The sequence below is a fragment of the Streptomyces sp. NPDC087844 genome (genome assembly GCF_044742785.1).
GTDB lineage: Bacteria > Actinomycetota > Actinomycetes > Streptomycetales > Streptomycetaceae > Streptomyces.
Window position 1 is genome coordinate 84,285 of record NZ_JBIUVD010000017.1, and the last position, 25,092, is coordinate 109,376.

At 71.1% G+C, this 25,092-nt stretch carries 16 protein-coding genes and 2 tRNA genes; 13 read left to right on the plus strand and 5 right to left on the minus strand.

Annotation, left to right across the window (positions count from 1 at the left end):
* The first annotated feature begins 288 nt into the window (after nucleotides 1–288).
* The 3 genes from ACIOKD_RS28925 to ACIOKD_RS28935 all read left to right on the plus strand — a co-directional run bounded on the left by ACIOKD_RS28925 (nucleotide 289) and on the right by ACIOKD_RS28935 (nucleotide 3,634).
* A complete protein-coding gene (locus tag ACIOKD_RS28925) occupies nucleotides 289–1,005 on the plus strand; it encodes a DUF1906 domain-containing protein (protein ID WP_402089820.1) in 717 nt (238 codons plus the stop codon).
* A gap of 269 nt (nucleotides 1,006–1,274) precedes the next feature.
* Nucleotides 1,275–1,820, plus strand: coding sequence for a SigE family RNA polymerase sigma factor (locus ACIOKD_RS28930; RefSeq protein WP_402089821.1), 546 nt, complete (start codon nucleotides 1,275–1,277; stop codon nucleotides 1,818–1,820).
* 167 nt (nucleotides 1,821–1,987) lie between these two features.
* A complete protein-coding gene (locus ACIOKD_RS28935) occupies nucleotides 1,988–3,634 on the plus strand; it encodes a long-chain fatty acid--CoA ligase (protein WP_402090004.1) in 1,647 nt (548 codons plus the stop codon).
* Between the two features lie 162 nt (nucleotides 3,635–3,796).
* On the opposite strand, the gene ACIOKD_RS28940 is transcribed toward ACIOKD_RS28935, so the two are convergent.
* Together ACIOKD_RS28940 and ACIOKD_RS28945 are read right to left on the minus strand one after the other, a co-directional pair.
* Nucleotides 3,797–8,284: a PAS domain-containing protein gene (locus ACIOKD_RS28940; RefSeq protein WP_402089823.1), complete on the minus strand. Its 4,488-nt coding sequence runs from the start codon at nucleotides 8,282–8,284 to the stop codon at nucleotides 3,797–3,799.
* A gap of 314 nt (nucleotides 8,285–8,598) precedes the next feature.
* On the minus strand, nucleotides 8,599–9,057 hold the full coding sequence (locus tag ACIOKD_RS28945; protein ID WP_402089825.1) for an SSI family serine proteinase inhibitor: 459 nt from the start codon (nucleotides 9,055–9,057) through the stop codon (nucleotides 8,599–8,601).
* Between the two features lie 235 nt (nucleotides 9,058–9,292).
* Here ACIOKD_RS28945 and ACIOKD_RS28950 point away from each other — a divergent pair.
* The 10 genes from ACIOKD_RS28950 to ACIOKD_RS28995 all read left to right on the plus strand — a co-directional run bounded on the left by ACIOKD_RS28950 (nucleotide 9,293) and on the right by ACIOKD_RS28995 (nucleotide 20,795).
* Nucleotides 9,293–9,383: transfer RNA gene (locus ACIOKD_RS28950), tRNA-Ser, on the plus strand.
* A gap of 241 nt (nucleotides 9,384–9,624) precedes the next feature.
* Nucleotides 9,625–9,697, plus strand: a tRNA-Arg gene (locus ACIOKD_RS28955).
* Between the two features lie 87 nt (nucleotides 9,698–9,784).
* Nucleotides 9,785–10,657 (plus strand): DUF2797 domain-containing protein, encoded by an 873-nt coding sequence (locus ACIOKD_RS28960; protein ID WP_402089827.1) that lies wholly within the window; start codon nucleotides 9,785–9,787, stop codon nucleotides 10,655–10,657.
* Nucleotides 10,658–10,913: 256 nt separating this feature from the next.
* Nucleotides 10,914–11,918, plus strand: coding sequence for an amidohydrolase family protein (locus ACIOKD_RS28965; RefSeq protein ID WP_402089829.1), 1,005 nt, complete (start codon nucleotides 10,914–10,916; stop codon nucleotides 11,916–11,918).
* 191 nt (nucleotides 11,919–12,109) lie between these two features.
* A complete protein-coding gene (locus tag ACIOKD_RS28970) occupies nucleotides 12,110–12,850 on the plus strand; it encodes a response regulator transcription factor (RefSeq protein WP_398287183.1) in 741 nt (246 codons plus the stop codon).
* Complete coding sequence (locus ACIOKD_RS28975; protein WP_402089832.1) at nucleotides 12,847–14,499, plus strand: ATP-binding protein; 1,653 nt, start codon at nucleotides 12,847–12,849, stop codon at nucleotides 14,497–14,499. The genes ACIOKD_RS28970 and ACIOKD_RS28975 overlap by 4 nt, the downstream gene beginning before the upstream one ends.
* 14 nt (nucleotides 14,500–14,513) lie before the next feature.
* Nucleotides 14,514–16,040 (plus strand): glycosyltransferase, encoded by a 1,527-nt coding sequence (locus tag ACIOKD_RS28980; RefSeq protein ID WP_402089834.1) that lies wholly within the window; start codon nucleotides 14,514–14,516, stop codon nucleotides 16,038–16,040.
* Nucleotides 16,037–18,289 carry an ArnT family glycosyltransferase gene (locus tag ACIOKD_RS28985; RefSeq protein WP_402089836.1) on the plus strand — a complete coding sequence of 751 codons (2,253 nt, stop codon included), beginning with the start codon at nucleotides 16,037–16,039 and terminating at the stop codon, nucleotides 18,287–18,289. Before ACIOKD_RS28980 ends, ACIOKD_RS28985 begins: the two co-directional genes overlap by 4 nt.
* 161 nt (nucleotides 18,290–18,450) lie before the next feature.
* Complete coding sequence (locus ACIOKD_RS28990; RefSeq protein ID WP_402089838.1) at nucleotides 18,451–19,932, plus strand: MFS transporter; 1,482 nt, start codon at nucleotides 18,451–18,453, stop codon at nucleotides 19,930–19,932.
* A gap of 83 nt (nucleotides 19,933–20,015) precedes the next feature.
* On the plus strand, nucleotides 20,016–20,795 hold the full coding sequence (locus tag ACIOKD_RS28995; RefSeq protein WP_402089840.1) for a TetR/AcrR family transcriptional regulator: 780 nt from the start codon (nucleotides 20,016–20,018) through the stop codon (nucleotides 20,793–20,795).
* 142 nt (nucleotides 20,796–20,937) lie between these two features.
* Here the strand turns inward: ACIOKD_RS28995 and ACIOKD_RS29000 are convergent, their stop codons facing one another.
* The 3 genes from ACIOKD_RS29000 to ACIOKD_RS29010 form a co-directional block, all read right to left on the minus strand.
* Nucleotides 20,938–21,399 carry a PPOX class F420-dependent oxidoreductase gene (locus ACIOKD_RS29000; RefSeq protein WP_402089842.1) on the minus strand — a complete coding sequence of 154 codons (462 nt, stop codon included), beginning with the start codon at nucleotides 21,397–21,399 and terminating at the stop codon, nucleotides 20,938–20,940.
* Nucleotides 21,400–21,539: 140 nt separating this feature from the next.
* Nucleotides 21,540–22,364, minus strand: coding sequence for a YceI family protein (locus tag ACIOKD_RS29005; protein ID WP_402089844.1), 825 nt, complete (start codon nucleotides 22,362–22,364; stop codon nucleotides 21,540–21,542).
* 127 nt (nucleotides 22,365–22,491) lie between these two features.
* Nucleotides 22,492–25,086 carry an MFS transporter gene (locus tag ACIOKD_RS29010; RefSeq protein ID WP_402089846.1) on the minus strand — a complete coding sequence of 865 codons (2,595 nt, stop codon included), beginning with the start codon at nucleotides 25,084–25,086 and terminating at the stop codon, nucleotides 22,492–22,494.
* Nucleotides 25,087–25,092: the final 6 nt, after the last annotated feature.

Genomic DNA, 25,092 nt, shown 5'->3' on the forward strand with positions numbered 1-25,092 from the left:
CGATCGGGGCTGATTGCGGGGCGGACGGATGAACGTGGCGCGTGTCCGGGCCCGACCGCGCGGGCGGGGCCGTTGACTCTGCCTATGCGTTGGCTGCGATGTCACAAGATGATCGTCGGATTCGGGTTCGTGCTGCTTCTGCTGGGGCTCACGGCGGCACCACCGGCACAGGCGGGGCCCTGGTCGCCGGGGGCTGCCGCCCCGCTGGATTCCCCTGTCCAAGATTCCCCTGTCCAAGATTTCCCCGTCCAAGATTCCCCTGTCCGGGAGTCCGGCGCGAGACCCGAGGTGCTCACGTTCAAGGGTCGTGCGTTCGACACCTGCCGGGCGCCGTCCGCGGACACGATGCGGCGGTGGCGGGCGTCCCCGTACCGGGCGGTGGGTGTCTACTTCGGCGGTCGGGGGCGGGCCTGCCGGTCACAGCCCCAGCTGAGTCACCGCTGGATGCGGACGGTGCGGGACCAGGGCTGGCGGGTGCTGCCGCTGTACGTGGGCTCGCAGTCGACCTGTGTGTTCGCGCGGCACAAGAAGAACGTACGGATCGGGCGGCATCCCTGGAAGCAGGGGACGGCGGAGGCCCGCGACGCGGTGAAGAGGGCGGCGGCGCTCGGTATGCAGCCCGGCAGCCCGCTCTTCCTGGACATGGAGGCTTACGCGTACGGCAACAAGAGGTGTGCCCGCACCACGCTCCTGTTCGTGCGGGGGTGGAACCGCGAGGTGTCGCGCCAGGGGTATCTGCCGGGGTTCTACAGCAGCGCCGAGTCGGGCGTCCGCCACATGGAGCGCTCGCGGCGGGCCGGCGTGCGGGATCTGCCGTCGGTGGTGTGGTTCGCGCGATGGGGCGTACGCAACGGGCTGCACAGTGAGCCCGTACTGCGGAAGACGGCGTGGGCGCCCGCGCGGCGCATCCACCAGTACGCGGGGAACGTGCGGGAGCGGCACGGCGGCCGGACGCTGCTGATCGACCGCAATCTGATGCACGCTCCGGTCGCGCGCATCGACTGACCTGAGCTGTCGGGGTGACCTGAGCTGTCGGGGGCGCCGTTTGGAGCCGCCTGCGTACGCGGTCGTACTACTCCGGCACCATGCCGGAGGCCGGGCTACTGCGGTGGGAGTGCGCGGGGCGCGTCTCTCAGGGGCGAACCCTCAGGGGTCCCGCGCCGCGTGTCCACCTTCAGGAGGTGGAGCCTGCCCCCCTCCTACAACCTGAGGCGGACAAAGCTTCGGGACCTGCGGCCGATCCGCTGGAGCAGGGGCGATCCTAGCGTGGAGCCATGACCACATCCGTCTGCACCAGCGCTTCGAACGCAGCGACGCGGACCCATGCGTACCCGTCGTTCTCCTCGTACGTAAGGGCTCGCCAACCTGTGTTGCTGCGTACCGCGCGCTCGCTGACCGCGAACCCGTGCGACGCGGAGGATCTGCTGCAGACCGCCCTCACCAAGACGTATGTGGCCTGGGAGCGGATCGAGGACCACCGGGCGCTCGACGGATATGTCAGACGGGCGCTGCTGAACACGCGGACGTCGCAGTGGCGGAAGCGGAAGGTCGACGAGTTCGCGTGCGACGAACTGCCGGAGCCGCAGGTTCCGCCGGCCGGGGACCCGGCGGAGCAGCAGGTACTGCACGACGCGATGTGGCGGGCGATCATGAAGTTGCCCGCACGGCAGCGGGCGATGGTCGTCCTGCGGTACTACGAGGACTTGAGCGAGGCGCAGACGGCGGAGGTGCTGGGCGTGTCGATCGGTACGGTCAAATCGGCCGTGTCCCGCGCGCTGGGAAAGCTCCGTGAGGACCCTGAGCTGGGCCCCGTGCGCTGACCGGCGCGGTGGAAGCACAGAGGGCGGGAGCGGGCAAGTAATCCTTGCCGTGACGTGATCGATCACCCGGCAGTAGTGACATACCGCGCGGTATGTGAGCAGAATCAGCCCAACCCTTACTACCGCGTAGGCAATGTCGCCCCCGGGAGGACGCCGTGCTGAGCACGATGCAGGACGTACCGCTGCTGATCTCAAGGATCCTGGCCCACGGGTCGACGATCCACGGGTCGTCTCAGGTGATCACCTGGACCGGTGAGGCGGAGCCGCACCGGCGTTCGTTCGCCGAGATCGGGGCGCGGACGGCACGGCTGGCGCACGCCCTGCGCGACGACCTCGGAGTCCGGGACGACGACCGGGTCGCGACGCTGATGTGGAACAACGCCGAGCACGTCGAGGCGTACTACGCGATCCCGGCCATGGGCGCGATCCTCCACACGCTGAACCTCCGGCTGCCTCCCGAGCAGCTCGTCTGGATCGTCAACCACGCCGCCGACCGGGTCATCGTGGCCAACGGTTCGCTGCTCCCGCTGCTCGCTCCGCTGCTCCCGCACTTCAAGTCGGTCGAGCATGTGGTCGTCTCCGGTCCCGGTGACCGCTCACTGCTCGACGGGGCTACCGTCCAGGTGCACGAGTACGAGGAGCTGATAGCGGACAAGCCGGACAGCTACGACTGGCCCGCGCTGGACGAACGCCAGGCCGCGGCCATGTGCTACACCTCCGGCACGACCGGCGACCCCAAGGGCGTCATCTACTCGCACCGCTCCATCTACCTGCACTCGATGCAGGTCAACATGACGCAGTCCATGGGGCTCACCGACGGGGACACGTCCCTCGTGGTGGTTCCGCAGTTCCATGTGAACGCGTGGGGTCTGCCGCACGCGATGTTCATGACCGGTGTGAACGTGCTGATGCCGGACCGTTTCCTGCAGCCCGCACCGCTCGCCGAGATGATCGAGAAAGAGCGTCCCACGCACGCCGCCGCCGTGCCCACCATCTGGCAGGGTCTGCTCGCGGAGCTCAAGGGCAAGCCGCGTGACGTGAGTTCGCTGACCCAGGTCACCATCGGCGGCTCCGCCTGTCCGCCCGCCCTCATGAAGGCGTTCGACGAGCTGGGCATGCGCGTCTGCCACGCCTGGGGCATGACGGAGACCTCGCCGCTCGGCACGATCGCACGGCCACCGGCCCAGGTGGAGGCGGGCTCGGACGAGGAGTTCGCGTACCGGCTCACCCAGGGCCGTTTCCCCGCCGGTGTCGAGCCGCGGCTGACCGGCCCGGGTGGCGAGCGGCTCCCCTGGGACGGCGAGTCCGCGGGCGAGCTGGAGGTGCGGGGCCCCTGGATCGCGGGCGCGTACTACGGCGGCCAGGGCGCCGAAGTCCTGCGCCCCGGCGACAAGTTCAGCGAGGACGGCTGGCTCAAGACCGGTGACGTCGGCACGATCAGCGCCGACGGCTTCCTGACCCTCACCGACCGCGCCAAGGACGTCATCAAGTCCGGCGGCGAGTGGATCTCCTCGGTCGACCTGGAGAACGCCCTCATGGCCCACCCCGATGTCGCCGAGGCGGCGGTCGTCGCCGTTCCTGACGACAAGTGGGGCGAACGCCCGCTGGCCACCGTCGTGCTGAAGGAAGGCGCCGACGCCGACTTCGACTCCCTGCGGTCCTTCCTCGCCGACGAGGGCAAGATCGCCAAGTGGCAGCTCCCCGAGCGCTGGACGATCATCGCGTCGGTGCCGAAGACGAGCGTCGGCAAGTTCGACAAGAAGGTGCTGCGCAGGCAGTACGCGGCGGGCGAGCTGGACGTCACCCGGCTCTGACAGCAGCGATGAGCCATACACGGGTTGGGGCGTTGTTTCACGTGAAACAACGCCCCAACCCGTTTGTGCGCGCAGTCTGTTGTGCGTCTGTTGAACAGCCTTCGGTTGAACAGCCTTCGGTTGAGCAACCTTCAGTTGTGCAGCTTTCGGTTGAGCCGGCGCTCAGTTCGTGCCGATGCGAGCCAGCAGATCCACGAGCCGCTCCTGCACCTCGGCGCTCGTCGATCGCTCGGCCAGGAACAGCACCGTCTCCCCCGCCGCCAGCCGCGGCAGCTCACTCTGGTCGACGGCCGCGGTGTAGACGACCAGCGGGGTGCGGTTGAGCTGGCCGTTCGCGCGCAGCCAGTCGACGATCCCGGCACGTCGGCGGCGTACCTGCATCAGGTCCATCACCACCAGGTTCGGCCGCATCTGTCCGGCCAGCGTGACGGCGTCCTCGTCGGACGAGGCCCGCGCGACCTGCATTCCCCGCCGCTCCAGCGTCGAGGTCAGCGCGAGCGCGATCTCCGCGTGCTCCTCGATGAGGAGAACACGCGGCGGGTGCTGCTCGCTGTCGCGCGGCGACAACGCCTTGAGGAGTACGGCGGGGTCGGCGCCGTACGCCGCCTCGCGTGTCGCCTGACCGAGACCAGCGGTCACCAGGACCGGCACCTCGGCGGCGACGGCGGCCTGGCGCAGCGACTGGAGGGCCGTGCGGGTGATCGGACCGGTGAGCGGGTCGACGAACAGAGCAGCCGGGAAGGCGGCGATCTGGGCGTCTACCTCTTCGCGTGAGTGCACGATGACGGGCCGGTAGCCGCGGTCGCTCAGTGCCTGCTGTGTGGTGATGTCCGGCGCGGGCCAGACCAGCAGCCGACGCGGGTTGTCCAGCGGCTCCGGGGGCAGTTCGTCGTCCATCGGCTGGGGGTGGGGCCGGTTCGCGACCTCCACCGCGCCGCCGGGGCCGTCGAGCGGCTCGGGGCCTTCATCGGCGTTCTGGTCCGGTGCTCCTATGGCGTACGAACGGCCGGTGCCCTCGGTGGTGTGGGTGAGCCGGGACTGCTGCCCGCCGGTACCCGGGTGCGAGCGGGCCGCCGTGTCCGTCTGCTCGGCCACGGGATCGGGCCGCGTGCCGAGCTTGCGACGCCGCCCGGAGCCGTTGGTCGCGTGCGGGGGAGGCGTAGGCGCCTGGGGCTGCGGCGTGGCTGTCCCCTGCCTCACGGGCTGTGCCTGTGCCTGTGTGTGAGCTTGGGCTTGGGGGGCGGGAGGTGCCGTCCGGCCAGGCTTGGACTGCTGGGCGTCGATCATGCGGCGGCCGAACGGGACACCCTGCCCGAGCGTACGGACGCTGATCGCCCGGCCCTGCGTCGAGTCGGGGTCGACGTGGGGTGCCGCCGCCTCCGCGGGGAGGGGCTGCGCGGCGCGCGGCTGTTCCGGGGCCGCGGCGGGCTCGGGAGCGGCCGACGTATCGGCCGTGCCCGGCCACGGCTGCGGCGCCTTGGCGGTTTCCGGCTGCGGGGACGCGGTCGTGCCCGCGGTCGTGTCCGCGTTCGGCATCCCGGCCGCGGGCGCCTGCGCCTGTGTTTGCTGTTGTGGTTGTGGTTGCGGTTGTGGCTGGGCGGGAGCCACTGCGGGGGCGCCTTGGGCGGGAGTGCCGGGCGCCGGGACTCCGACGTGGCCGGGGACACCCTCGGCCGTCGCGGGTGCCACAGGTGCGGCGAGACCGGCCGGGGCGACCTGGCCGGGGAGGGGCCCTGCCTGCGGCGGCAGGGCCTGCCCGGGTACGGCCGGCTGGGGGAGGCCCTGCGGGGGAACGGCCTGCGGGGGGACGGCCTGTCCCACGGCAGGAACGGCCGAAGGGGCGCCATGCCCCGGGTTTCCCCGACCAGGTACGGATACGGGCGCTAGTGCGGGCTGTCCGGAGACGGCCTGGCCCGGGACGGGCCGAGCGGAAGCGCCCTCCGCGGGAGCGGTGTGTGCGGGGGCGATGTGCGCGGGAGGCAGGTGGCCAGGCATCGGCTGCTGCCCGGGAACCCCGGTCGCCGCCCCGTCCGGCGTCACCTCGCCCACGCCCACGCCGGCTGCCTCGCCCGCGGCCTGCCGAGCCCGTCGGCGTCCGCTGGGCGCCTGCACCGGATGCGGCTGGGGCGGAGTGTGATCGTCGGCAGGATCGCGCAGGGCGACGTCGTGGCGTCCGCCGGCGGCCGGTGCCTGACCGTGGCCGAGGCTCTCGGTGAACTGCGCGGCGTAGTCGGGAGAGCGGTCCGCCTCGGCAGGCGGCAGCGCGAACACCGCGCGAGGCCCCGCCTCCTGAGCCGCCGCACGCTCCGCCGCGGCGGCCAGCGCACGCCGACGCCGCCCGGTCGGCTGGGAGCCGCCACCATCGGCGTTCTCGTCCGCATCCCCGCCCGAACCCGTTCCCGGCCCCGCACCCGCTCCCGCTCCCGGGCCGGAGGGTGCAGCCGCGGGCAGTGCGGCCGGCAGGGCCTGTCGGCCGCCGTCCTGCAGGGCACGCCGTCCGTCGGCGGGCGCGGGCACGCCCTGCGGAGGCACGGTCGCCCCCAGCCCCGTGGCCGCGGTGCCGGCCGCATGCTCGGCGGCGGTCACCACCGCGCCCTCGGCGACACCGCCCCCGACGGGGCTCGGCCGCCCGCGCCGCCGTCCGGTCCCGCCGTTGCCCTCCTCGGAAGCACTGTCGTCCTCGACGACCTGGGCCGCCAGCGCCGGCAGCCCCGCGGCCTCCGCGGCGCGCCTGCGCCGCCCGGTGGGTACGGTCGTCTCCGTCGCAGGCCCCACCTCGCTCTCCAGGAAGGCGTCGACGGACGCGCGTCGGGCCCGTCGCCGCCCGCCCCCCTGGGTGGCAGCCTGCTCGGGCAGCGCGAGAGCGGAGCCGACCGCGCCGGAGCCCGCCCCCGCTGCCGCGGCCTGAGGGCCGTCCGAAGCCCCGCCCGCGCCCGGACCCGCATCGGAAACGGAGCCCGCACCCGGAACGACGGCCGGGACCGAGCCCGCCCCGCCCCCGATGGGTACTTCGAGGACGAACGCGCTGCCGCTCATCCCGGGAACCTCGTGCGTCTGCAGCACTCCCCCGTGTGCGCGCACGATTCCGCGCACGATCGGCTCGTGCACCGGGTCTCCCCCGGCGTACGGCCCGCGTACCTCGATCCGTACGCTCTCACCGCGCTGCGCGGCCGCCACGACGACCGTGTTGTCCATGTAGCCGCCGGCCGAGGCCGGCGAGTTGCCCGTGGAGTCGACGCCCGCGACGTCCGCGATGAGGTGCGCGAGCGCGGTGGCGAGCCGCTGCGGGTCGACCTCGGCCTCGATGGGCGGCGCGTGCACGGCGAACTGCACCCGTCCCGGCCCGATCAGCTCGACGGCCCCGTCGACCCCGGCGGCGACGACCGCGTCCAGCATCACCTTCGTACGGGTGACGCCCTCGGTCCCGGAGTCGAGGCGCTGGTACGCGAGCACGTTGTCGACGAGGGTCGTGATGCGCGAGTAGCCGGCCGAGAGGTGGTGCAGCACCTGGTTGGCCTCGGGCCACAGCTGTCCGGCGTCGTCCGCGGCGAGGGTCGCGAGTTCGCCGCGCAACTGGTCGAGGGGCCCGCGCAGGGAGCGCCCCAGAACGGCCAGGAGCTGTTCGTGCCGCGCGGACAGTGCCTCGTAGCGGTCCTTCTCGCGCTCGGCGAGGGCCGCGTACCGGTCGTCACCGGCGGCCAGTTCCTCCTCGTGCTGCTCGCGCAGCCCGGCGAGCACCCCGGCGTGTTCCTCCCGGAGGGCGGCCAGCTCCTCGGCGTGCGTCTCGGAGGCCTGCGCGAGCTCCTGCTGATGCCGCTCGGCCTCGGCGTCCTTCTCCTCGGCGAGCGCGTCGTAGGGCCGCCGGTCCGTGAAGGTCATCACGGCCCCGACGAGCTGGTCGCCGTCCCGTACCGGCGCGGTGGTCAGGTCGACCGGCACCCGGTCGCCGCTCTTGGACCACAGCACCTGGCCGCGCACCCGGTGCTTGCGCCCGGAACGCAGGGTGTCGGCGAGCGGCGACTCCTCGTACGGGAAGGGCTCGCCGTCCGCACGCGAGTGCAGCATCAGCGGGTGCAGCTCCTGCCCGCCGAGATCGCTGGCCCGAAAGCCCAGGATCTGCGCGGCGGCGGGATTGACGAGGACGACCCGGCCCTCGGTGTCCGTGCCCACCACGCCCTCGGCGGCGGCACGCAGGATCATCTCGGTCTGCCGCTGCGAACGCGCGAGCTCCGCCTCGGTGTCGACGGTGCCGGAGAGGTCCCGTACGACGATCATCAGCAGCTCGTCGCCGGTGTAGCCGTAACCGTCGTACGCCTGCTGACCGTTCTCCAGGTTCGCGCTGGTGACCTCGACGGGGAACTCGCTGCCGTCGGTGCGGCGGGCGATCATCCGGGTGGGCCGGGTGCGCCCGTTCTCGTCGACGGTCTCGGCCCGCCGCATCGTGCCAGGGATGAGCCGTGAGTCGAACTGCGGCAGCAGGTCGAGGAGTCCGCGCCCCACGAGCGCGGTGCCCGGGGCCTCGAAGGCCTCCAGGGCGATGGTGTTGGCGTTGACGACCGTTCCGTTGGCGTTGACCAGCACCAACGCGTCGGGAAGTGCGTCGAGTATGGCTGCGAGGCGAGCAGCGCCTCGGGATGGCCTGCTGCTCACGAGACGCTTCCTCCCTGTTACCGCACCTTGCCGGCCGCGGTAGCCATCTTGCCAACGGGTCCGCGACGTGTCACGCGAGGGAGTCTACGGGCAGTGGTTGCGCTCGCGGCGCCGGATGAGAGGGAGGTCGCACGGAGAGGGGACGCAGAACGCACGCAGAAGGCCTGGAGAACCTGTGACCGTGCGATGCGCCGCCCCGGCCGCCACTCGACTCCGCGGATTCGCCACGCCTGCCCGCAAACCCTGCCCGTTACGGCCGGTTCGTGGGTCCGTCCGTCCCGTCAACACGTACGTCCTGCCTGTCATGCCCTGCGCTAGGCGCCGAGATCCGGGAGTACGGGCACGAGGGTGTCCCAGCGCGCGATCTCGCACCCGTCACCGCGCTGGTACGTCGCGTCGACGGGCCGGCCGGCCCAGGTGCCCGTGATGTGCGCGGTGGCCGGACCGCCGTACTGCATTGTGCACATCCCGCGCTCCTGCGCGGGCGCGAACGGGCTCTTCCCCCAGGAGGTGTTCCGGTCCAGGTGGTCGCAGGCGGCCCGGGCGTCGAGGTGGCTGCCACCCACCGGATGGCAGTCGAGCTCGAATTTCCCGTCACGGCCCTCACCCGCCCCGCTCACCGTCACGGTGAGGTGGTCGGTCCTGTCCGCGCCGCTCACCGGCGGCGGCATGAGGGGAAACGAATCGGCGTACGCGACTGCCGGCGCACCGGACAGCGCGGCGAAGGAGGCGGCGGCGGAGGTGGCGACGGTGAGGGCGATGCGGCGCAGCATGGTGGCTCCCCTGACGGCGGTTCTGATCGACTGTTCTGATCGACTGCTCTGACGACTGCTCTGACGACAGCTGTGACGCCTGCTTAACGCCGTTCGCGCCCTGACGTTGCGCCTCGGACAAGCGCTTTGCCCTCGGGCCTTTCCGCCTAGTACCGTGGGGGGCGATTGGTGACAGCCCGCTCGGCTGTGTCATCATCTGCACGCACCATTTCGCGCTTGCGCGGATGGTTGTGCTGGAGGCGTCGCCTAGTCCGGTCTATGGCGCCGCACTGCTAATGCGGTTTGGGACTTCAATCCCATCGAGGGTTCAAATCCCTCCGCCTCCGCAGAAGATCCCGAAGCCCCGGTCGTTCACGACCGGGGCTTCGGTCGTTCCTTGATCGTTCCCGGCGCTCCGCAGGGCCGTGCCAGGGGTCGTCTCGGGACCGTCTTGGGGTTGTTTTCGCAGGTCAGGCAGGGTCTGGCAAACGGATTTCGCCTCACGCCGCCAGTCATGTAATGTTGTTCCCGCAACGCCAACCGGGCAGAAAAGTCCGGAAGGAAGAGCAAACACAACAGAACACACAAGCACTCGTAGCTTAACGGATAGAGCATCTGACTACGGATCAGAAGGTTGCAGGTTCGAATCCTGCCGAGTGCACACAGGTGAGAAGCCCCGGACCATGTGTCCGGGGCTTCTTTTGTTGTGGTGTCCCGCTGTCAGTGGCGACCTTTACGCTCGTGAGTGATGGCACAGGTGTGGAAGTGCATGGGGCTCCGGTGGGTCGGGCGGGAGCCCGTGCTGGTCTGGGACGGGGGGCGTCGCAGTGTGTTGCCGTGGGGGAAGCAGGTCGCGTTCGCCGTCGTGGGCGGGGGTGAGCGGCGGTGTGTGGGGGCGCGTGGGCACAGTTGTTTCGCGGGGGCCGCGGTGTCCGGGCGCGGTGTCGGGGCCCGGTGCGAGGAGTGCGCACGGCTGGACCGGGCCCATTCCGTCGCGGCGGACACCATCGCCGACGACCCCCGGCCCTACTCCGTCTATCTGGCCTGGTTCGGACCCGGGATGGTCAAGGTGGGGATCACCGCCGTCGAGCGCGGGTCGGCCCGGCTGCTGGAGCAGGGCGCCGTCGTCTTCACCTGGCTGGGGCGGGGGCCGCTGATGTCCGCCCGGCGCAGTGAGGAGTTGCTGCGTACGGCGTTGGGAGTGCCGGACCGGATCGCGTACGACGCCAAGCGGGCCGTGCGGAGCGCGCTGCCGGAGAGGGACGTACGGGCGGCGGAGATCCGGGAACTGCACACGCGGGCCGTTGGGCTGGGCGGGTGGCCGGACGCCTTGGAGCGGATGCCGTTCGAGGCCGTCGACCACACGGATGCGTTCGGGCTCGACGGGCTGCCGCCGGCCGCGGCCGTGGTCGGCGAGCTGGTGCCGGGAGGCGTCGTGCGGGGGGAACTGGTCGCCGCCGCCGGGCCCGATCTGCATCTGCTGACCGGGCGGGGGGTCGTCGTGCTCGATACGCGGCTCATGACCGGGTGGGAACTGACCGGGGCGACCGGACCGGGGGAGCGCGGGGACGTCACCGTGCCCGTGCGCGAGTTCGGGGGAGTTCAGGACGGGCTTTTCTGAGGGGTAAGGCTAAGGGCGATGGCGATGGCGTAGGCGAGGGCCCGGGGAGCGCGGGCATGAAGGAGTGGCCGGATGGTCAAAGGATCGATCCCTTGCAGATCCTCTTTGGTAGACGGGTGGCGGAGCAACGCCGAGCACCGGGCGGCGCAGAAGCGTGGGCGTGGACGTGGGCGTGGGCGTGGGCGTGCCGAGTGGTACCAGCGCTACGCGCCGCACGTCGCCAAGGTCGAGCGGAGCCACGGTTTCGAGCGCGGGCATGGCTGACGGCACGGAGAAGACGGATGCGGAGCGCGAGGCTGTCGGCGTACGGCGGTTCTGGGAGGGTCTTGGGCTTCCCGGGCTGGTCGACGTCCACACCCACTTCATGCCCGAGTCCGTTCTGAAGAAGGTCTGGGCGTACTTCGACGGGCTCGGGCCGCTCACCGGCGGTGTGGAGTGGCCCATCACCTACCGGGCCGAGGAGGACGAACGGCTCGCCATGCTGCGGCAGTTCGGCGTGCGTGCCTTCACCGCCATGCTCTACCCGCACAAGCCGGGCATGGCCGAGTGGCTGAACCAGTGGGCCGTCGACTTCGCCCGGCGGACCCCCGACTGCCTCCACACGGCGACGCTGTTCCCTGAGCCCGGTGTGGCGGAGTATGTGCGCAAGGCGCTGGACGACGGGGCGCGGGTCTTCAAGGCGCACGTCCAGGTGGGGGCGTACGACCCTGCCGACGAACTTCTCGATCCGGCCTGGGGGTTACTCGCCGAGGCGGGGACCCCCGTCGTGATCCACTGCGGTTCCGGGCCCTCACCAGGCAAGCACACGGGGCCCGAGCCGGTCGGGCGGGTGCTCGCGCGGCATCCGCGGCTGCGGTTGGTGATCGCGCACATGGGGATGCCGGAGTACGAGGACTTCCTGGACCTCGCCGAGCGGTTCAGGGAGGTGCGGCTGGACACGACGATGGCGTTCACGGACTTCAGCGAGGAGCTCGCGCCGTTCCCCCGGCGTGCGCTCCCTCGCCTCGCCGCACTCCCCCGTCCCGCCGGGCTCCTCCACCCCGTGGACCTCTCCCGCCCCGCCCGCCTCTCCCGCCCTGCCTGCCTCTCTGGCGGCTCCCGCCTCTCCGGTCTCGGCGACCGGATCCTGCTCGGGACCGACTTTCCCAACATCCCCTACCCGTACGAGCATCAGCTGCGGGCACTGGAGCGGCTCGGGCTCGGGGAGGACTGGCTGCGGGCGGTCTGTCATGACAACGGGGCGCGGCTGTTCGGGCTGTGAGGGCCGCTGTGAGGGCCGGGCCCGCCCGAACGCCGGACCGCTTGTGCGTACAGCCCTCGCAGCAGTCGCAAGGGGTCACGAGCCGTCGCGAGCAGTCCCCAAGTGTTGCCTGAGAGGCGGCTGTGTGTTTCTCAGGGGATTCACAGGTTCCCGAAAGGGTGCTCTCAGGGCGGGCCACCAGTGTGTTGGCTATGACCACGACCTCGCCCCAGGGGCGCACCGAACTGCTGAGGCCGGACGGGAGCCCCGTCCGTGTGCTTGTCGTGGACGACGAGCTGTCGATCACCGAGCTGCTGTCCATGGCCCTTCGCTACGAAGGGTGGCAGATCCGCAGCGCGGCCGACGGAACCGGTGCGGTGCAGACCGCCCGTGAGTTCCGGCCGGACGCCGTCGTTCTCGACATGATGCTGCCCGACATGGACGGTCTCGCCGTCCTCGGCCGGCTCCGCCGTGAGCTGCCCGAAGTGCCCGTTCTCTTCCTTACCGCGAAGGACGCGGTCGAGGACCGGATCGCGGGTCTGACGGCCGGCGGCGACGACTACGTCACCAAGCCCTTCAGTCTCGAAGAGGTGGTGGCCCGGCTGCGCGGCCTCATCCGCCGCTCCGGCGCCGCCGACCGTCGTTCCGACTCGGTGCTCGTCGTCGGTGACCTCGCCCTGGACGAGGACAGCCACGAGGTGTCGCGCGCCGGTGACGGCATCCACCTCACCGCGACCGAGTTCGAGCTGCTGCGGTTCCTGATGCGCAATCCGCGCCGGGTGCTGAGCAAGGCGCAGATACTCGACCGCGTGTGGTCGTACGACTTCGGCGGACAGGCCAACGTCGTCGAGCTCTACATCTCGTATCTGCGCCGCAAGATCGACGCCGGCCGAGAGCCGATGATCCACACCCGGCGCGGCGCCGGTTACCTGATCAAGCCCGCGACGTCGTGAGCGGGCGACGACGGCCGCGTACGCAGCGGCGCCGACCGTCCGGGGCCCCGCGCACGCAGCGGCGCCGGCAGCCTCGGACCCTGCGGACGCGGCTCGTCGTCTCGGCGGTCGCGCTGATCGCGGTGGTGTGCGCGGTGATCGGTACGGTGACGACGATCGCGCTCCGCTCCCACCTGTACGAGCAGCTCGACAACTCGCTGAGGGACGCCGCCATGCGGGCGGCGGGCCCCCTGAACCCCACCGGGGCCCAGCCCGGCGGTCCTGGCGGCGACGGCAAGCCGAAGAAGACGCTGACGGAGTTCGTCAGCCAGGGCCCGCAGCCCAGCGGCACGGTGGCCGCGGAGGTCAGTGGCGACAGCATCACCGAAGCCAAGGTCGGCAAGAAGACGAAGAGCGACGACGGGATCCCGGACGTCGACCCCCAGTCCCTCACCTCGGCGCAGCAGGCCGTCCTGGCGGATGTGCCGCGGGACGGCGAGCCGCACACGGTCACTCTGCCGGGCCTCGGCGAGTACCACGTCCAGTACCAGACCGGCGACAACGGCTCGTTCTACGTGGGCATGCCCACCGAGGACGTCACCAACACGCTCAACACCCTCATCCTCGTCGAGGTGAGCGTCACCACCGCCGGCCTCATCGCCGCCGGTATCGCCGGCGCCGCCATCGTCACCGTGGCCCTGCGCCCCCTCCGCAAGGTCGCCTCCACCGCCACCCGCGTCTCCGAACTGCCCCTCCACACCGGCGAGGTGACCCTCAACGAGCGGGTCGCGGAGTCCGAGACCGATCCGCACACCGAGGTCGGGCAGGTCGGGGCCGCGCTCAACCGCATGCTCGACCACGTCCACGGCGCCCTGCACGCGCGCCAGGAGAGCGAGACGCGCGTACGGCAGTTCGTGGCGGACGCCAGCCATGAGCTGCGTACGCCTCTCGCGTCCATCCGCGGATACGCCGAGCTGACCAGACGCGGCAGAGAAGAGACCGGGCCCGACACCCGGCACGCGCTGGGCCGGATCGAGTCCGAGGCCGGGCGGATGACGGGCCTCGTCGAGGACCTGCTGCTGCTCGCGCGCCTCGACGCGGGACGGCCGCTGAGTTACGAGCACACCGACCTCTCCCCGCTGGTCGTGGACGCGGTGAGTGACGCCCGCGCGGCCGGGCGCGAGCACAACTGGCGGCTCGAACTGCCCGACGAACCCGCGCTGGTGCTGGCCGACGCGGCCCGCGTGCAGCAGGTCATGGTCAATCTGTTCGCGAACGCGCGTACCCACACACCGCCGGGCACGACCGTGACCGCGCGCGTGCGCCGCCAGGGGTCCTGGGTGTGCGTGGACGTCCAGGACAACGGGCAGGGCATCCCGCCGGACCTCCTGCCGCACGTCTTCGAACGGTTCGCGCGCGGCGACTCGTCGCGCTCGCGCTCCTCCGGGTCGACCGGGCTCGGGCTCGCCATCGTGCAGGCCGTCGCGGCCGCGCACGGCGGTGCGGTGACCGTCGACAGCGTCCCCGGGCACACCGTCTTTACCGTGCATCTGCCCGCGCTGGCCCCTCAAGCGCCCCATTCTCATGAGGCGTTCATTTCCGAAACGAATTCACAACCGTACTCACAGGCACAGCACAGCACGACCACATGGGTGCAACAGGGCGCTTGACGACAGTCGTTGTCATGCGAACCGAACCTTCTCCCGGCAACCTGCCGGCGCGGGAGCACCTCCCGGCCGGAAATGCCGGTACGCCTGTCCTGGACGTAGTGATCCCCGTCTACAACGAGGAGAAGGACCTCCAGCCGTGTGTGCTCAGACTCCACGAGCACCTGTCCCGCACCTTCCCGTACGCGTTCCGCATCACCGTCGCGGACAACGCGTCCACGGACACCACTCCCCTGGTGGCGGCACGGCTGGCGGCGGAGCTCCCCGAGGTCAGATCGTTCCGGCTGGAGGAGAAGGGCCGCGGCCGGGCGCTGCGCACCGTCTGGTCCGCCTCGGACGCCCCGGTCCTCGCCTACATGGACGTCGACCTCTCCACCGACCTGAACGCCCTGCTTCCGCTGGTCGCCCCGCTGATCTCCGGTCACTCCGACCTGGCGATCGGCTCGCGGCTCGCCCGTAGCTCGCGGGTGGTGCGGGGCGCCAAGCGGGAGTTCATCTCCCGTACGTACAACCTGATCCTGCGGGGTTCGCTGCAGGCCCGGTTCTCCGACGCGCAGTGCGGCTTCAAGGCGATCCGGCGCGATGTGGCGCAGGTGCTGCTGCCGCTCGTCGAGGACACCGGATGGTTCTTCGACACCGAGATGCTGGTCCTCGCCGAACGGGCCGGGCTGCGCATCCACGAGGTACCGGTCGACTGGGTCGACGACCCGGACTCGACCGTGCACATCGTGAAGACCGCGACCGACGACCTCAAGGGCGTGTGGCGCGTGGGACGCGCCCTCGCCACCGGTTCACTGGCGCTGGACCGCCTCGCCCGGCCGTTCGGCGACGACCCGCGCGACCGCGAGATCAACGGCGTACCGAAGGGCCTGGCCCGCCAGCTCGTCGGATTCTGTGTCGTGGGCGCCCTGTCCACACTGTTCTACCTGGTGCTCTACAGCGGCTTCCGTACGTTCTCGGGTTCGCAGATCGCCAACGCGCTCGCCCTGCTCGTCTCGGCGGTCGCCAACACCGCCGCCAACCGGCGCCTGACCTTCGGCGTACGCGGCAAGGGCAGCGCGATACGGCACCAGGCGCAGGGCCTGGTCGTCTTCGGTATCGGACTCGCCCTCACCAGCGGCTCGCTCGCCGCACTGAACGCGGCGACGACCGAACCGGCGCACGCCACCGAACTCGCGGTCCTGATCGTCGCCAACCTCGCGGCGACCGTGCTGCGGTTCCTGCTCTTCCGGGCCTGGGTGTTCCCGGACCGGCACGACACGTCACCGTCGACCGTCGTCGCCTCTCACACACCCGCCGCGCCGCACGTGCCGCCTGCCCCACCTGTGCCGGCCGGACCCGCGTCACCCGTCTACGCGACGGCGCCGCAGTCCCCGTACGGCACGCAGTCCCTGTACGGCACGGCGAACACATCCGGTTCGTACGGCACGGCCGACGCTCCGCACGACCACCAGATGTGGGGGGACCCGCCCATGCGGATGCAGCCGGTGCCCCCGAACGACCACGGTCACGATCCGAGGAACGGGAACGGGAACGCGCGATGACGACGACTCATGACCATCCGGGCACGGGGCCCGCCGGCCCCGACGGTCCCGACCGGCGGCCACCCGCCCCGACCGCCGTACGGGAACCGGCCGCCGTACGGGAACCGGCCGACCCGGTCACTCCGGCGGAGCCGACCGCCCCCGAGGACGGCAGCCCCGAGCAGCCCTTCGCGCGCCGCCTGTGGCGCGGGCGGCCCGAGGACAACCGCTGGGTGCGCCCCGCGTTCCTCGGCGCCCTGCTGCTGATCGGCGCGCTCTACACGTGGAACCTCACGGCCTCCGGGTACGCCAACTCCTTCTACTCGGCGGCGGCCCAGGCCGGCAGCCAGTCCTGGAAGGCCTTCTTCTTCGGCTCGCTCGACTCGGCCAACGCCATCACCGTCGACAAGCCCCCGGCCTCTCTGTGGCCGATGGGCCTGTCGGTGCGGCTGTTCGGCCTGAACTCCTTCGCGATCCTGTTCCCGCAGGTCCTCATGGCCGTCGCCACGGCCGGAGTGCTGTACGGGGCCGTGCGCCGCAGGTTCACCCCCGCGGCCGGCTTCATCACCATGGCGGTGTTCGCGCTCACGCCTGTCGCCGCGCTGATGTTCCGCTTCAACAACCCGGACGCGGCCCTCGCCCTCCTGATGGCCGTCACGGTCTACTGCGTACTGCGCGCCATGGAGAAGGCCGAGACGAAGTGGCTCCTGTGGGCGGGTGCGGCCGTCGGTCTCGCCTTCCTGGTCAAGACCCTCCAGGCCTTCCTGATCCTGCCGCCCCTCGCGATCATCTACGTGATCCTCGCCCCCACGAACCTGCGCAAGCGCATCGGCCAGGTGCTTCTCAGCGGCCTCGCGATGATCGTCGCGGGCGGCTGGTGGGTGGCCCTGGTCGAACTGTGGCCCGCGTCCTCCCGCCCGTACATCGGCGGCTCGCAGAACAACTCCTTCCTCGAACTGACCTTCGGCTACAACGGGCTCGGCCGCATCAACGGCGAGGAGACCGGCAGCGTCGGCGGTGGCGGAGGCGGAGGCGGAGGCGGGGGAAGCAGCTGGGGCGAGACCGGCTGGGACCGGATGTTCAGCTCCTCCATCGGCGGTCAGATCTCCTGGCTGATCCCGGCCGCGCTGATCGTGCTCGCCGCGGGCATCGCCCTGACGTGGAAGGCCAGGCGGACCGACACGGCCCGTGCCGCGTTCCTCGCCTGGGGCGGCTCGCTGATGATCACCATGCTGGTCTTCAGCTTCATGCAGGGCATCTTCCACGAGTACTACACCGTGGCCCTCGCCCCGTACGTCGCCGCCGTGGTCGGCATGGGCGCGAGCGTGCTGTGGGAAGAGCGCGGCCGGATGTGGATCTCGCTCACCATGGCGGCCGGCAGTACGGCCACCGCGGTCTGGGGGTACGTCCTTCTGAACCGTTCCTCCGACTACCTGCCCTGGTTGAAGTGGCTGGTCCTGGTCGGCGGGCTGGTCGCGGCGCTGGGCCTGATCTTCATCTCGCGGCTGGGGCGAAGGCTGTCCCTCGCGGTGGTCGGGCTCAGCTTCGTCGCGGCTCTCGCGGGCCCGACGGCGTACACGCTGACCACGCTGAACGAAGGCCACAGCGGCTCGATCGTCACGGCGGGGCCCTCGGTCTCGGGCGGTCGCGGCGGCCCCGGTGGCGGTGGCGGCATGGGCGGCGGTCCCGGTGGCGGCGGCGGTATGCCGGGCGGGAACCAGCAGGGCGGCACCGGCCAGCAGGGCGGCGGCACGGGGCAGCCCCCGACCGGCGGCATGCCGGGCGGCAACGGCCAGCAGAACGGCCAGAACGGCCAGACCCAGCCGGGTGGCGGTACCGCCGGTGGCGCCGGTGACGGCGGCGGTATGGGCGGCGGAGGCGGTGGCGGTATGGGCGGTCTGCTCAACGGCGCGACCGTCAGTTCGAAGGCCAAGGCGCTCCTGCAGAAGAACTCCGGGGACTACACCTGGGCCGCGGCGGCCATCGGCGCGCAGAACGCCGCGAGCTATCAGCTCTCCACCGGCGACCCGGTGATGGCGATCGGCGGCTTCAACGGCAGTGACCCCTCGCCGACGCTGGCCCAGTTCAAGAAGTACGTGGCGGACGGCAAGATCCACTACTTCATCTCCTCCGGCTCCATGGGCGGCGGTGGCGGCAGCGACGACTCCGGCACCGCGTCCAAGATCACCGCTTGGGTGGAGGACAACTTCAAGAAGGTGACGGTGGGTTCGTCCACCTTCTACGACCTGACGCAGGCCACGAGCAGCTGACGGTTCGCACTGGTAGGGGCGGTGGCCGGGGTGAGAGTGCCCCGGCCACCGCCCTTCGCCATGCGCCCCGTAACAGCCTTTGCCATGCGCCCCGTAACTGCCTTGCCATGCGCCCGTAACTGCGTTGTACGCCGTATAAGAAGTGTTCTACGGTGTATGGCATGCCCCCTTCCCAGGGCCACCCCCAGCGGTGGCTGATCCTCGGTGTCATCTGCCTCGCCCAGCTCACCGTGCTGCTCGACAACACCGTGCTGAACGTCGCGATCCCCACACTCACCGGGGAACTGGGCGCAGGCACCTCAGACATCCAGTGGATGATCAACGCGTACTCGCTGGTGCAGTCGGGGCTGCTGCTCAGCGCGGGCAGCGCGGCCGACCGCTACGGCCGCAAGAAGATGCTGGTCGCCGGACTCGTCCTGTTCGGCATCGGCTCCCTGGTCGCCGGACTCGCCGACACCACCGGGCAGTTGATCGCCGCCCGCGCGGGCATGGGCGTCGGCGGCGCGCTGCTGCTCACCACCACGCTCGCCGTCGCGATGCAGATCTTCGCGCCCGACGAGCAGCCGAAGGCCATCGGTATCTGGAGCGCGGTCAACGCCCTCGGCTTCGCGACCGGGCCCCTGCTCGGCGGGTTCATGCTCGACCACTACTGGTGGGGCGCGATCTTCCTCATCAACCTGCCGGTGGTGGCACTGGCACTCGCCGCGGTGATCACCCTCGTACCGGAATCCAGAAACCCGCGCGGCGACCGCCCCGACCTCCTCGGCGCACTGCTCTCCACGATCGGCATGACCGCCCTCGTGTACGCGATCATCTCCGGTCCGGAGCACGGCTGGACCTCCGGCCGCGTCATCGCCACGGCCGCCCTGGCGCTCCTCGTACTGGCCCTCTTCGCCTACTGGGAGAGCCGCATCCCTTATCCCATGCTGGACCTGCACTTCTTCCGGGACCGGCGCTTCACGGGGGCGGTCGCCGGCGCCGTGCTGATCACCTTCGGCATGGGCGGCGCGCTCTTCCTGCTGACCCAGCACCTCCAGTTCGTCCTCGGATACGGGCCCCTGGAGGCGGGTCTGCGCACGGCGCCGCTCGCCCTGACCGTGGTGGCCCTCAACTTCACCGGACTGTCGGCGAAGTTCACGGCGAAACTCGGCACACCGGTGTCGATCGCCCTCGGCATGGTGCTGATGTCGGGCGGCCTGGTGTCGATCGCGACCCTCACGGCGAGCGGTTACGGCGGCACGCTCCTCGGCCTGCTGCTCATCGGCGCGGGCTGCGCGGTCGCCAACCCCGCCATGGCGCACGCCATCATGAGCGCGATCCCGCCGGAGAAGGCGGGCGTGGGCGCGGGGATCAACGGCACGCTGGCCGAGTTCGGCAACGGCCTCGGTGTCGCCGTCCTCGGCGCGGTCCTCAACGCCCGCTTCGCCGCACTGATCCCGTTCGCCGCGGCGTCGCTCCCGGCGACGCTCGCCGCGGCGGGCTCGGCGGACGAGCGCGCGCGGATCACGGACGGGTTCGCGTCGGGCCTGGAGACCAGCCAGCTGGTGGGCGCGGTGGCCGTGCTCCTCGGCGGACTGCTGGCCGCCGCGTTGCTTCGGCGGGCCGAGAGGGCAGACTCCGCGGTGGCGGCGGCGCCGATGTGAGGGCCGCCCGGTAGGTATCAGGGCTGGGGCGGACCTCGGTGGTCCGAGGCGTCCCGGCGTGGGAGTGTCGAGGAAGGTGCGCCATGGTGAGGGCAGTCGACCGGGCCGAGCGCCCGGCACGGACCAGCGTGTGGTTGGAGGGCAAGGCCCCGCGAGGTGGTGGCGCCCGGGGCGGCCAGCCGGCGTCGCTCGACCGGGACCGGATCACCGAGGCCACGGTACGGCTGCTCGACGCGGACGGTCTGGCCAAGTTCTCCATGCGACGGCTGGCCGCCGAGCTGAATGTGACCGCGATGTCCGTCTACTGGTACGTGGACACGAAGGACGACCTTCTTGAGCTCGCGCTCGACGCGGTCTACGGCGAACTGGAGCTGCCCGATCCGGCGGCGGACGAGGACTGGCGGGATCAGCTCCGTGCGATCGCCTCCGGTTACCGGGCGCTGCTCGTACGGCACCCGTGGGCCTCGCCGCTCGCCGGGACGTTCCTCAACATCGGGCCCAGGTCGGTCGCCTTCTCGCGGACCGTGCAGCGGGTGATCCGCAGGACGGGGCTGCCCACGCACCGGCTGGCGGGGGCCATCTCGGCCGTCTTCCAGTTCGTGTACGGGTTCGGCACGATCGAGGGGCACTTCACGGCGCGCTCGGCCGAGGCGGGGATGAGCCCTGACGCCTACTTCCAGCAGGCGCTGAGCACGTTGCGGTCGGCTCCTGAACTCGATGACGTCCTGGAGGAGTCCGACGAGCTGATGAGGGCGCGTGGGGGGAGCACGGTGGAGGAGATGTACGAGCGGGACTTCGGGTTCGCGTTGGACCTGGTGATCGCGGGGATCGAGACGGTGGTGCTTCGCGGCGGTGAGGGGTAGGGGTGCGGGGCGGTTGCCCGCGCCGCTGAGGGCAAAGACAAGAAGATCGCGCCGTTCCCCGCGCTCCTGAGGGGTGGAGACCCTAGGGGCAAAGGCCGAAGATCGCGCCGTTCCCCGCGCCCCTAGGGGGGATGAAGTCGTCCTATGCCAGGCGGGCCGGGAAGCCGCCCGTGGCTACCGGGCCCCACCTTTCCGGGGTGATGCGGATGATCGACTTGCCCTGCTTGAGCATGGCCTCCCGGTACTCGTCCCAGTCCGGGTGCTCGCCCGAGATGTTGCGGAAGTACTCGACCAGGGGTTCCACCGAGTCGGGGGAGTCGATCACCTCGGCCGTGCCGTCGATCTGGACCCAGGGGCCGTTCCACTCGTCGCTCAGGACGATCAGGCTGACCCGCTCGTCGCGCTTGGCGTTGCGGGTCTTGGCGCGCTCCGGGTAGGTGGAGACGACGATGCGGCCCGAGTCGTCGACCCCGCAGGTCAGGGGCGAACCCTGCGGGCTCCCGTCGGCCCTGCGGGTCAGCAGGATGGCGCGATGACGGGGACGTACGAAGTCGAGCAACTCGGCCGGCGATACGGAGGTGTTCGTCGCGATGTTCGGTGCCATGGGGGCAGCCTAAGGGCTACAACGGCCCGCCCAGGCTGACCCTGCCGTGCCTACGACCGTGCCCATGCCCATGTCCATGTCCATGCCCATGCCCATGCCCATGCCCATGCCCATGTCCATGTCTATGTCTATGTCTATGTCTATGTCTGCGGGAGTGTCTCGCCCTGTACGGCCTGGATGTCCAGCTCCACCTTCAGCGTCGTGCCGATCGCCGCGATGCCCGCCTGCACCACCTGGTTGTAGTTCATCGCGAAGTCCTCGCGGCGCAGTTCCGTGGTGGCGCGGAAGGCCGCCCGGGTGCCGCCCCAGGGGTCGGCGCCGGTGCCGAGGTAGGCGAGGTCCAGGTCGACCGGGCGTACGACCCCGTGCAGGGTCAGGTCGCCGCGCACCGTCCAGCGGTCCGTGCCGGTGGCCGGGGTCAGACCCGTCGAGACGAACGTGATCTCCGGGTGGCGCTCCACGTCCAGGAAGTCCGGCGACTTCAGATGCCCGTCGCGCATGGCGTTGCCCGTGTCGATCGAGTCGGCCCGGATCACCGCCTCCACCCGGGACTTGGCGACGTCGTCCGGGGCGATCTCGATGGAACCGGCGAACCGCGTGAACCGGCCGTGCACGCTGGAGATCCCCAGGTGCTGGGCGACGGCGCCCACGGAGGAGTGGGCGGGGTCCACCGTCCAGGGGCCCGGCGGCGGCAGCTCGGTACCGCCCTGGCGGGCGAGGGTCACGGTGCCGATCTCGGCCCGGCCGCTCGCCGTGACGATGGCGCTCGACGCGACGGGCGCGTACCCGACGGCCGTGACGATCACCGTGTACGCGCCGGGCGCGAGCACGACCGCGTCCCGCACACCGCCCTCCTCGTCGGCCTCGGCGCGCACCACCTGGGCACCCGTCATGTCGGTCACGGTGACGACCGCGTGCGACACGGCCCAGCCGTCCCGCGTACGGATCCGCGCGGTCAGTCCCATTGCACACAACCTCATCTCGTCGATCCGGCCCGTGGGGCGCGCCTCCGCTCGGGACGCGCCCCACGGGCCGGGTTCTGCGACTACTCGTTCTTCAGGTGGCCCTGTGACTACTCAGGTGGTCCTGCGACTACTCGCCGGGGTGGGCGAGCCGGATGTCGTGGCCGTCCACGCCGCCGCCGCTCACGGTCAGTGCCGTGGCCACCGGCGGGTAGCCGGTCGCGATGACGGTGTACTCGCCGCTGTCCAGGTCGGCGAAGGCGTACGCCCCGTCCGTCCCGGTGGTGGCGGTGCCGACCACGTTGCCCGCCGCGTCGACGAGCGTGACCCGGGCGTCGCCCAGGGGGCCGGCGGGTGCGCGCACCACGCCCTGGAGCTGCGCTCCGGCGGTGAGCTCGACCTCGACCCGGGTGACCCCGGTGCCGCCGACCTCGACCGGCAGGGCGCGGGGGCGGTGTCCGGCGGCGTTCACCGCGACGGTCACGGCACCGGGCACCAGCTCGGCGAAGGCGAACTCGCCCTGTTCACCGGTGGTCCCGGTGGCCAGTACGTCACCGCGCACATCGGTCACGATGACCATCGCGCCCACGACCGGCCGCCCGCTCTCGGCGGCCTTCACCGCACCGGCGAGCCCGCTCGTGCCGCTCAGCAGGATGTCGTACGCGAGCGGCTCACCGTTCACGACGACCGTCGAGGCCTGCGGCTGGAACCCGTCCGCGGAGGCGATCAGCACGTACGAACCCGTGCCGGGCGCGTCCACCGCGTAGGCACCGTCGGCCTGTGCGACCGAGCGGCCCAGCTGACGGCCCGCGAGGGAGATCAGCGTGACGGCGGCCCGGGGCACGGGCGCGCTCTCGGCACCGCGTACGAACCCGTGGACGGGGACTCCGCCGGAACCGGCACTCGCGCCGGCGTCGGTACCGGCCGCCAGGGTGGCGACGGCCGAGAGCCGCTGGGTGCCCGCGGGCCCCCGCTCAAGGCCTTCACCGGCGCCGGTGTCCGCGACGGCCCAGCTGGGTACGCGCTCGTCGGTCCCGTTCGGGAAGACGTCGGCCGAGCCGGCCGCCGCGGGGGAGTCCGCCGCCGGGGCGGCCTCGGCGACCGCTGCCGTGCCCTGAGGCTGGGCGGCCTGGGCTGCCTCGGCGGCCTGCGCCAGCCCGCCCGAGGTCCGCAGCGGGACCTCCTTGATGAACAGCGTGACGAGGAAGGCGAGCAGGGCCAGGGCAGCCGCGATCATGAAGACGTCCGCGATGCCGTGCCCGTACGCGCTCTCCATGACCGTGCGCAGCGGCGCGGGCAGGGAGTCCATGTCCGGGATGCTGCCGGTCGAATGGCTCGCCGCGGCCGCGTACTTGGGGTCGATGCCGGTGAGGCCGTCCTTGACGTAGTCGGTGATGCGGTTGGCCATCACCGCGCCGAGCGCGGAGACGCCCATCGCGCCACCGAGGGAACGGAAGAAGGTCACCGTGGAGCTGGCCGCGCCGAGGTCCTGGGGCGCCACCTGGTTCTGCGTGGAGAGCACCAGGTTCTGCATCATCATGCCGATGCCGAGACCCAGCAGCGCCATGAAGACGCCGGTCTTCCAGTAGTCCGTGTCGTAGCGGATGGTGCCCAGCAGACCGAGGCCCGCCGTGATGAGCACGCCGCCGCCGACCAGCCAGGCCTTCCACTTTCCGGTCTTGGTGATGATCTGGCCGGAGACGGTGGAGGAGACGAACAGACCGGCGATCATCGGGATCGTCAGCACACCGGACATGGTGGGCGACTCGTCGCGGGCCAGCTGGAAGTACTGGCTGAAGAAGACGGTGCCGGAGAACATCGCGACACCGACGAAGAGCGAGGCGATGGAGGAGAGCGCGATGGTCCGGTTGCGGAAGAGCCGCAGCGGGATGATCGGCTCCTTGGCCTTGGACTCGATGAGCACGAAGAGCAGTCCGAGCGCGATCGAGCCGCCGACCATCGCGTACGTCTGCCACGACACCCACTCGTACTTGTCGCCCGCGAAGGTGACCCAGAGGAGCAGCAGCGAGACCGCGGCGGAGATGAAGAACGCTCCGGCCCAGTCGACCTTCACGTCCCGCTTCACGACGGGCAGGTGCAGGGTCTTCTGGAGGACGATCAGCGCGATGATCGCGAAGGGGACACCGACGTAGAAGCACCAGCGCCAGCCGAGCCAGCTGGTGTCCGTGATGACACCGCCGAGCAGCGGGCCGCCGACGGTCGCGACGGCGAACGTGGCTCCGAGGTAGCCGGAGTACCGGCCGCGCTCACGCGGGGAGATCATCGCGGCCATGACGATCTGCGCGAGGGCGGACAGACCGCCCACGCCGACGCCCTGCACCACGCGGCAGGCGATCAGCATGCCCGCGTTCTGCGACAGGCCGGCGGCGGCCGAGCCCAGGACGTAGATGACGAGCGCTATCTGGACGAGCGCCTTCTTGCTGTACAGGTCCGCGAGCTTGCCCCACAGGGGCGTGGTCGCGGTCATCGACAGCAGGGCGGCGGTGACGACCCAGGTGTAGGCGGACTGGCCGCCGCCCAGGTCGCCGATGATCTCGGGCAGTGCGTTGGAGACGATCGTCGACGACAGGATCGCGACGAACATGCCGAGCAGCAGCCCGGACAGGGCTTCCATGATCTGCCGGTGCGTCATCGGAGCGCCGTCGGGGACGCCTCCGTGCTTGGCGTGTGAGCCCCGCACACCGGCTGGTGTGGTCGTTGCCATGGGCTT

Bases quoted from the DNA above. Each gene is read 5' to 3' on its own strand.
- ACIOKD_RS28930 (WP_402089821.1), top strand. From the start codon at position 1,275: ATGACCACATCCGTCTGCACCAGCGCTTCGAACGCAGCGACGCGGACC.
- ACIOKD_RS28935 (WP_402090004.1), top strand. From the start codon at position 1,988: ATGCAGGACGTACCGCTGCTGATCTCAAGGATCCTGGCCCACGGGTCG.
- ACIOKD_RS28945 (WP_402089825.1), bottom strand. From the start codon at position 9,057: ATGCTGCGCCGCATCGCCCTCACCGTCGCCACCTCCGCCGCCGCCTCC.
- ACIOKD_RS28960 (WP_402089827.1), top strand. From the start codon at position 9,785: ATGGCACAGGTGTGGAAGTGCATGGGGCTCCGGTGGGTCGGGCGGGAG.
- ACIOKD_RS28965 (WP_402089829.1), top strand. From the start codon at position 10,914: ATGGCTGACGGCACGGAGAAGACGGATGCGGAGCGCGAGGCTGTCGGC.
- ACIOKD_RS28970 (WP_398287183.1), top strand. From the start codon at position 12,110: ATGACCACGACCTCGCCCCAGGGGCGCACCGAACTGCTGAGGCCGGAC.
- ACIOKD_RS28980 (WP_402089834.1), top strand. From the start codon at position 14,514: ATGCGAACCGAACCTTCTCCCGGCAACCTGCCGGCGCGGGAGCACCTC.
- ACIOKD_RS28985 (WP_402089836.1), top strand. From the start codon at position 16,037: ATGACGACGACTCATGACCATCCGGGCACGGGGCCCGCCGGCCCCGAC.
- ACIOKD_RS28990 (WP_402089838.1), top strand. From the start codon at position 18,451: ATGCCCCCTTCCCAGGGCCACCCCCAGCGGTGGCTGATCCTCGGTGTC.
- ACIOKD_RS28995 (WP_402089840.1), top strand. From the start codon at position 20,016: ATGGTGAGGGCAGTCGACCGGGCCGAGCGCCCGGCACGGACCAGCGTG.
- ACIOKD_RS29000 (WP_402089842.1), bottom strand. From the start codon at position 21,399: ATGGCACCGAACATCGCGACGAACACCTCCGTATCGCCGGCCGAGTTG.
- ACIOKD_RS29005 (WP_402089844.1), bottom strand. From the start codon at position 22,364: ATGGGACTGACCGCGCGGATCCGTACGCGGGACGGCTGGGCCGTGTCG.
- ACIOKD_RS29010 (WP_402089846.1), bottom strand. From the start codon at position 25,086: ATGGCAACGACCACACCAGCCGGTGTGCGGGGCTCACACGCCAAGCAC.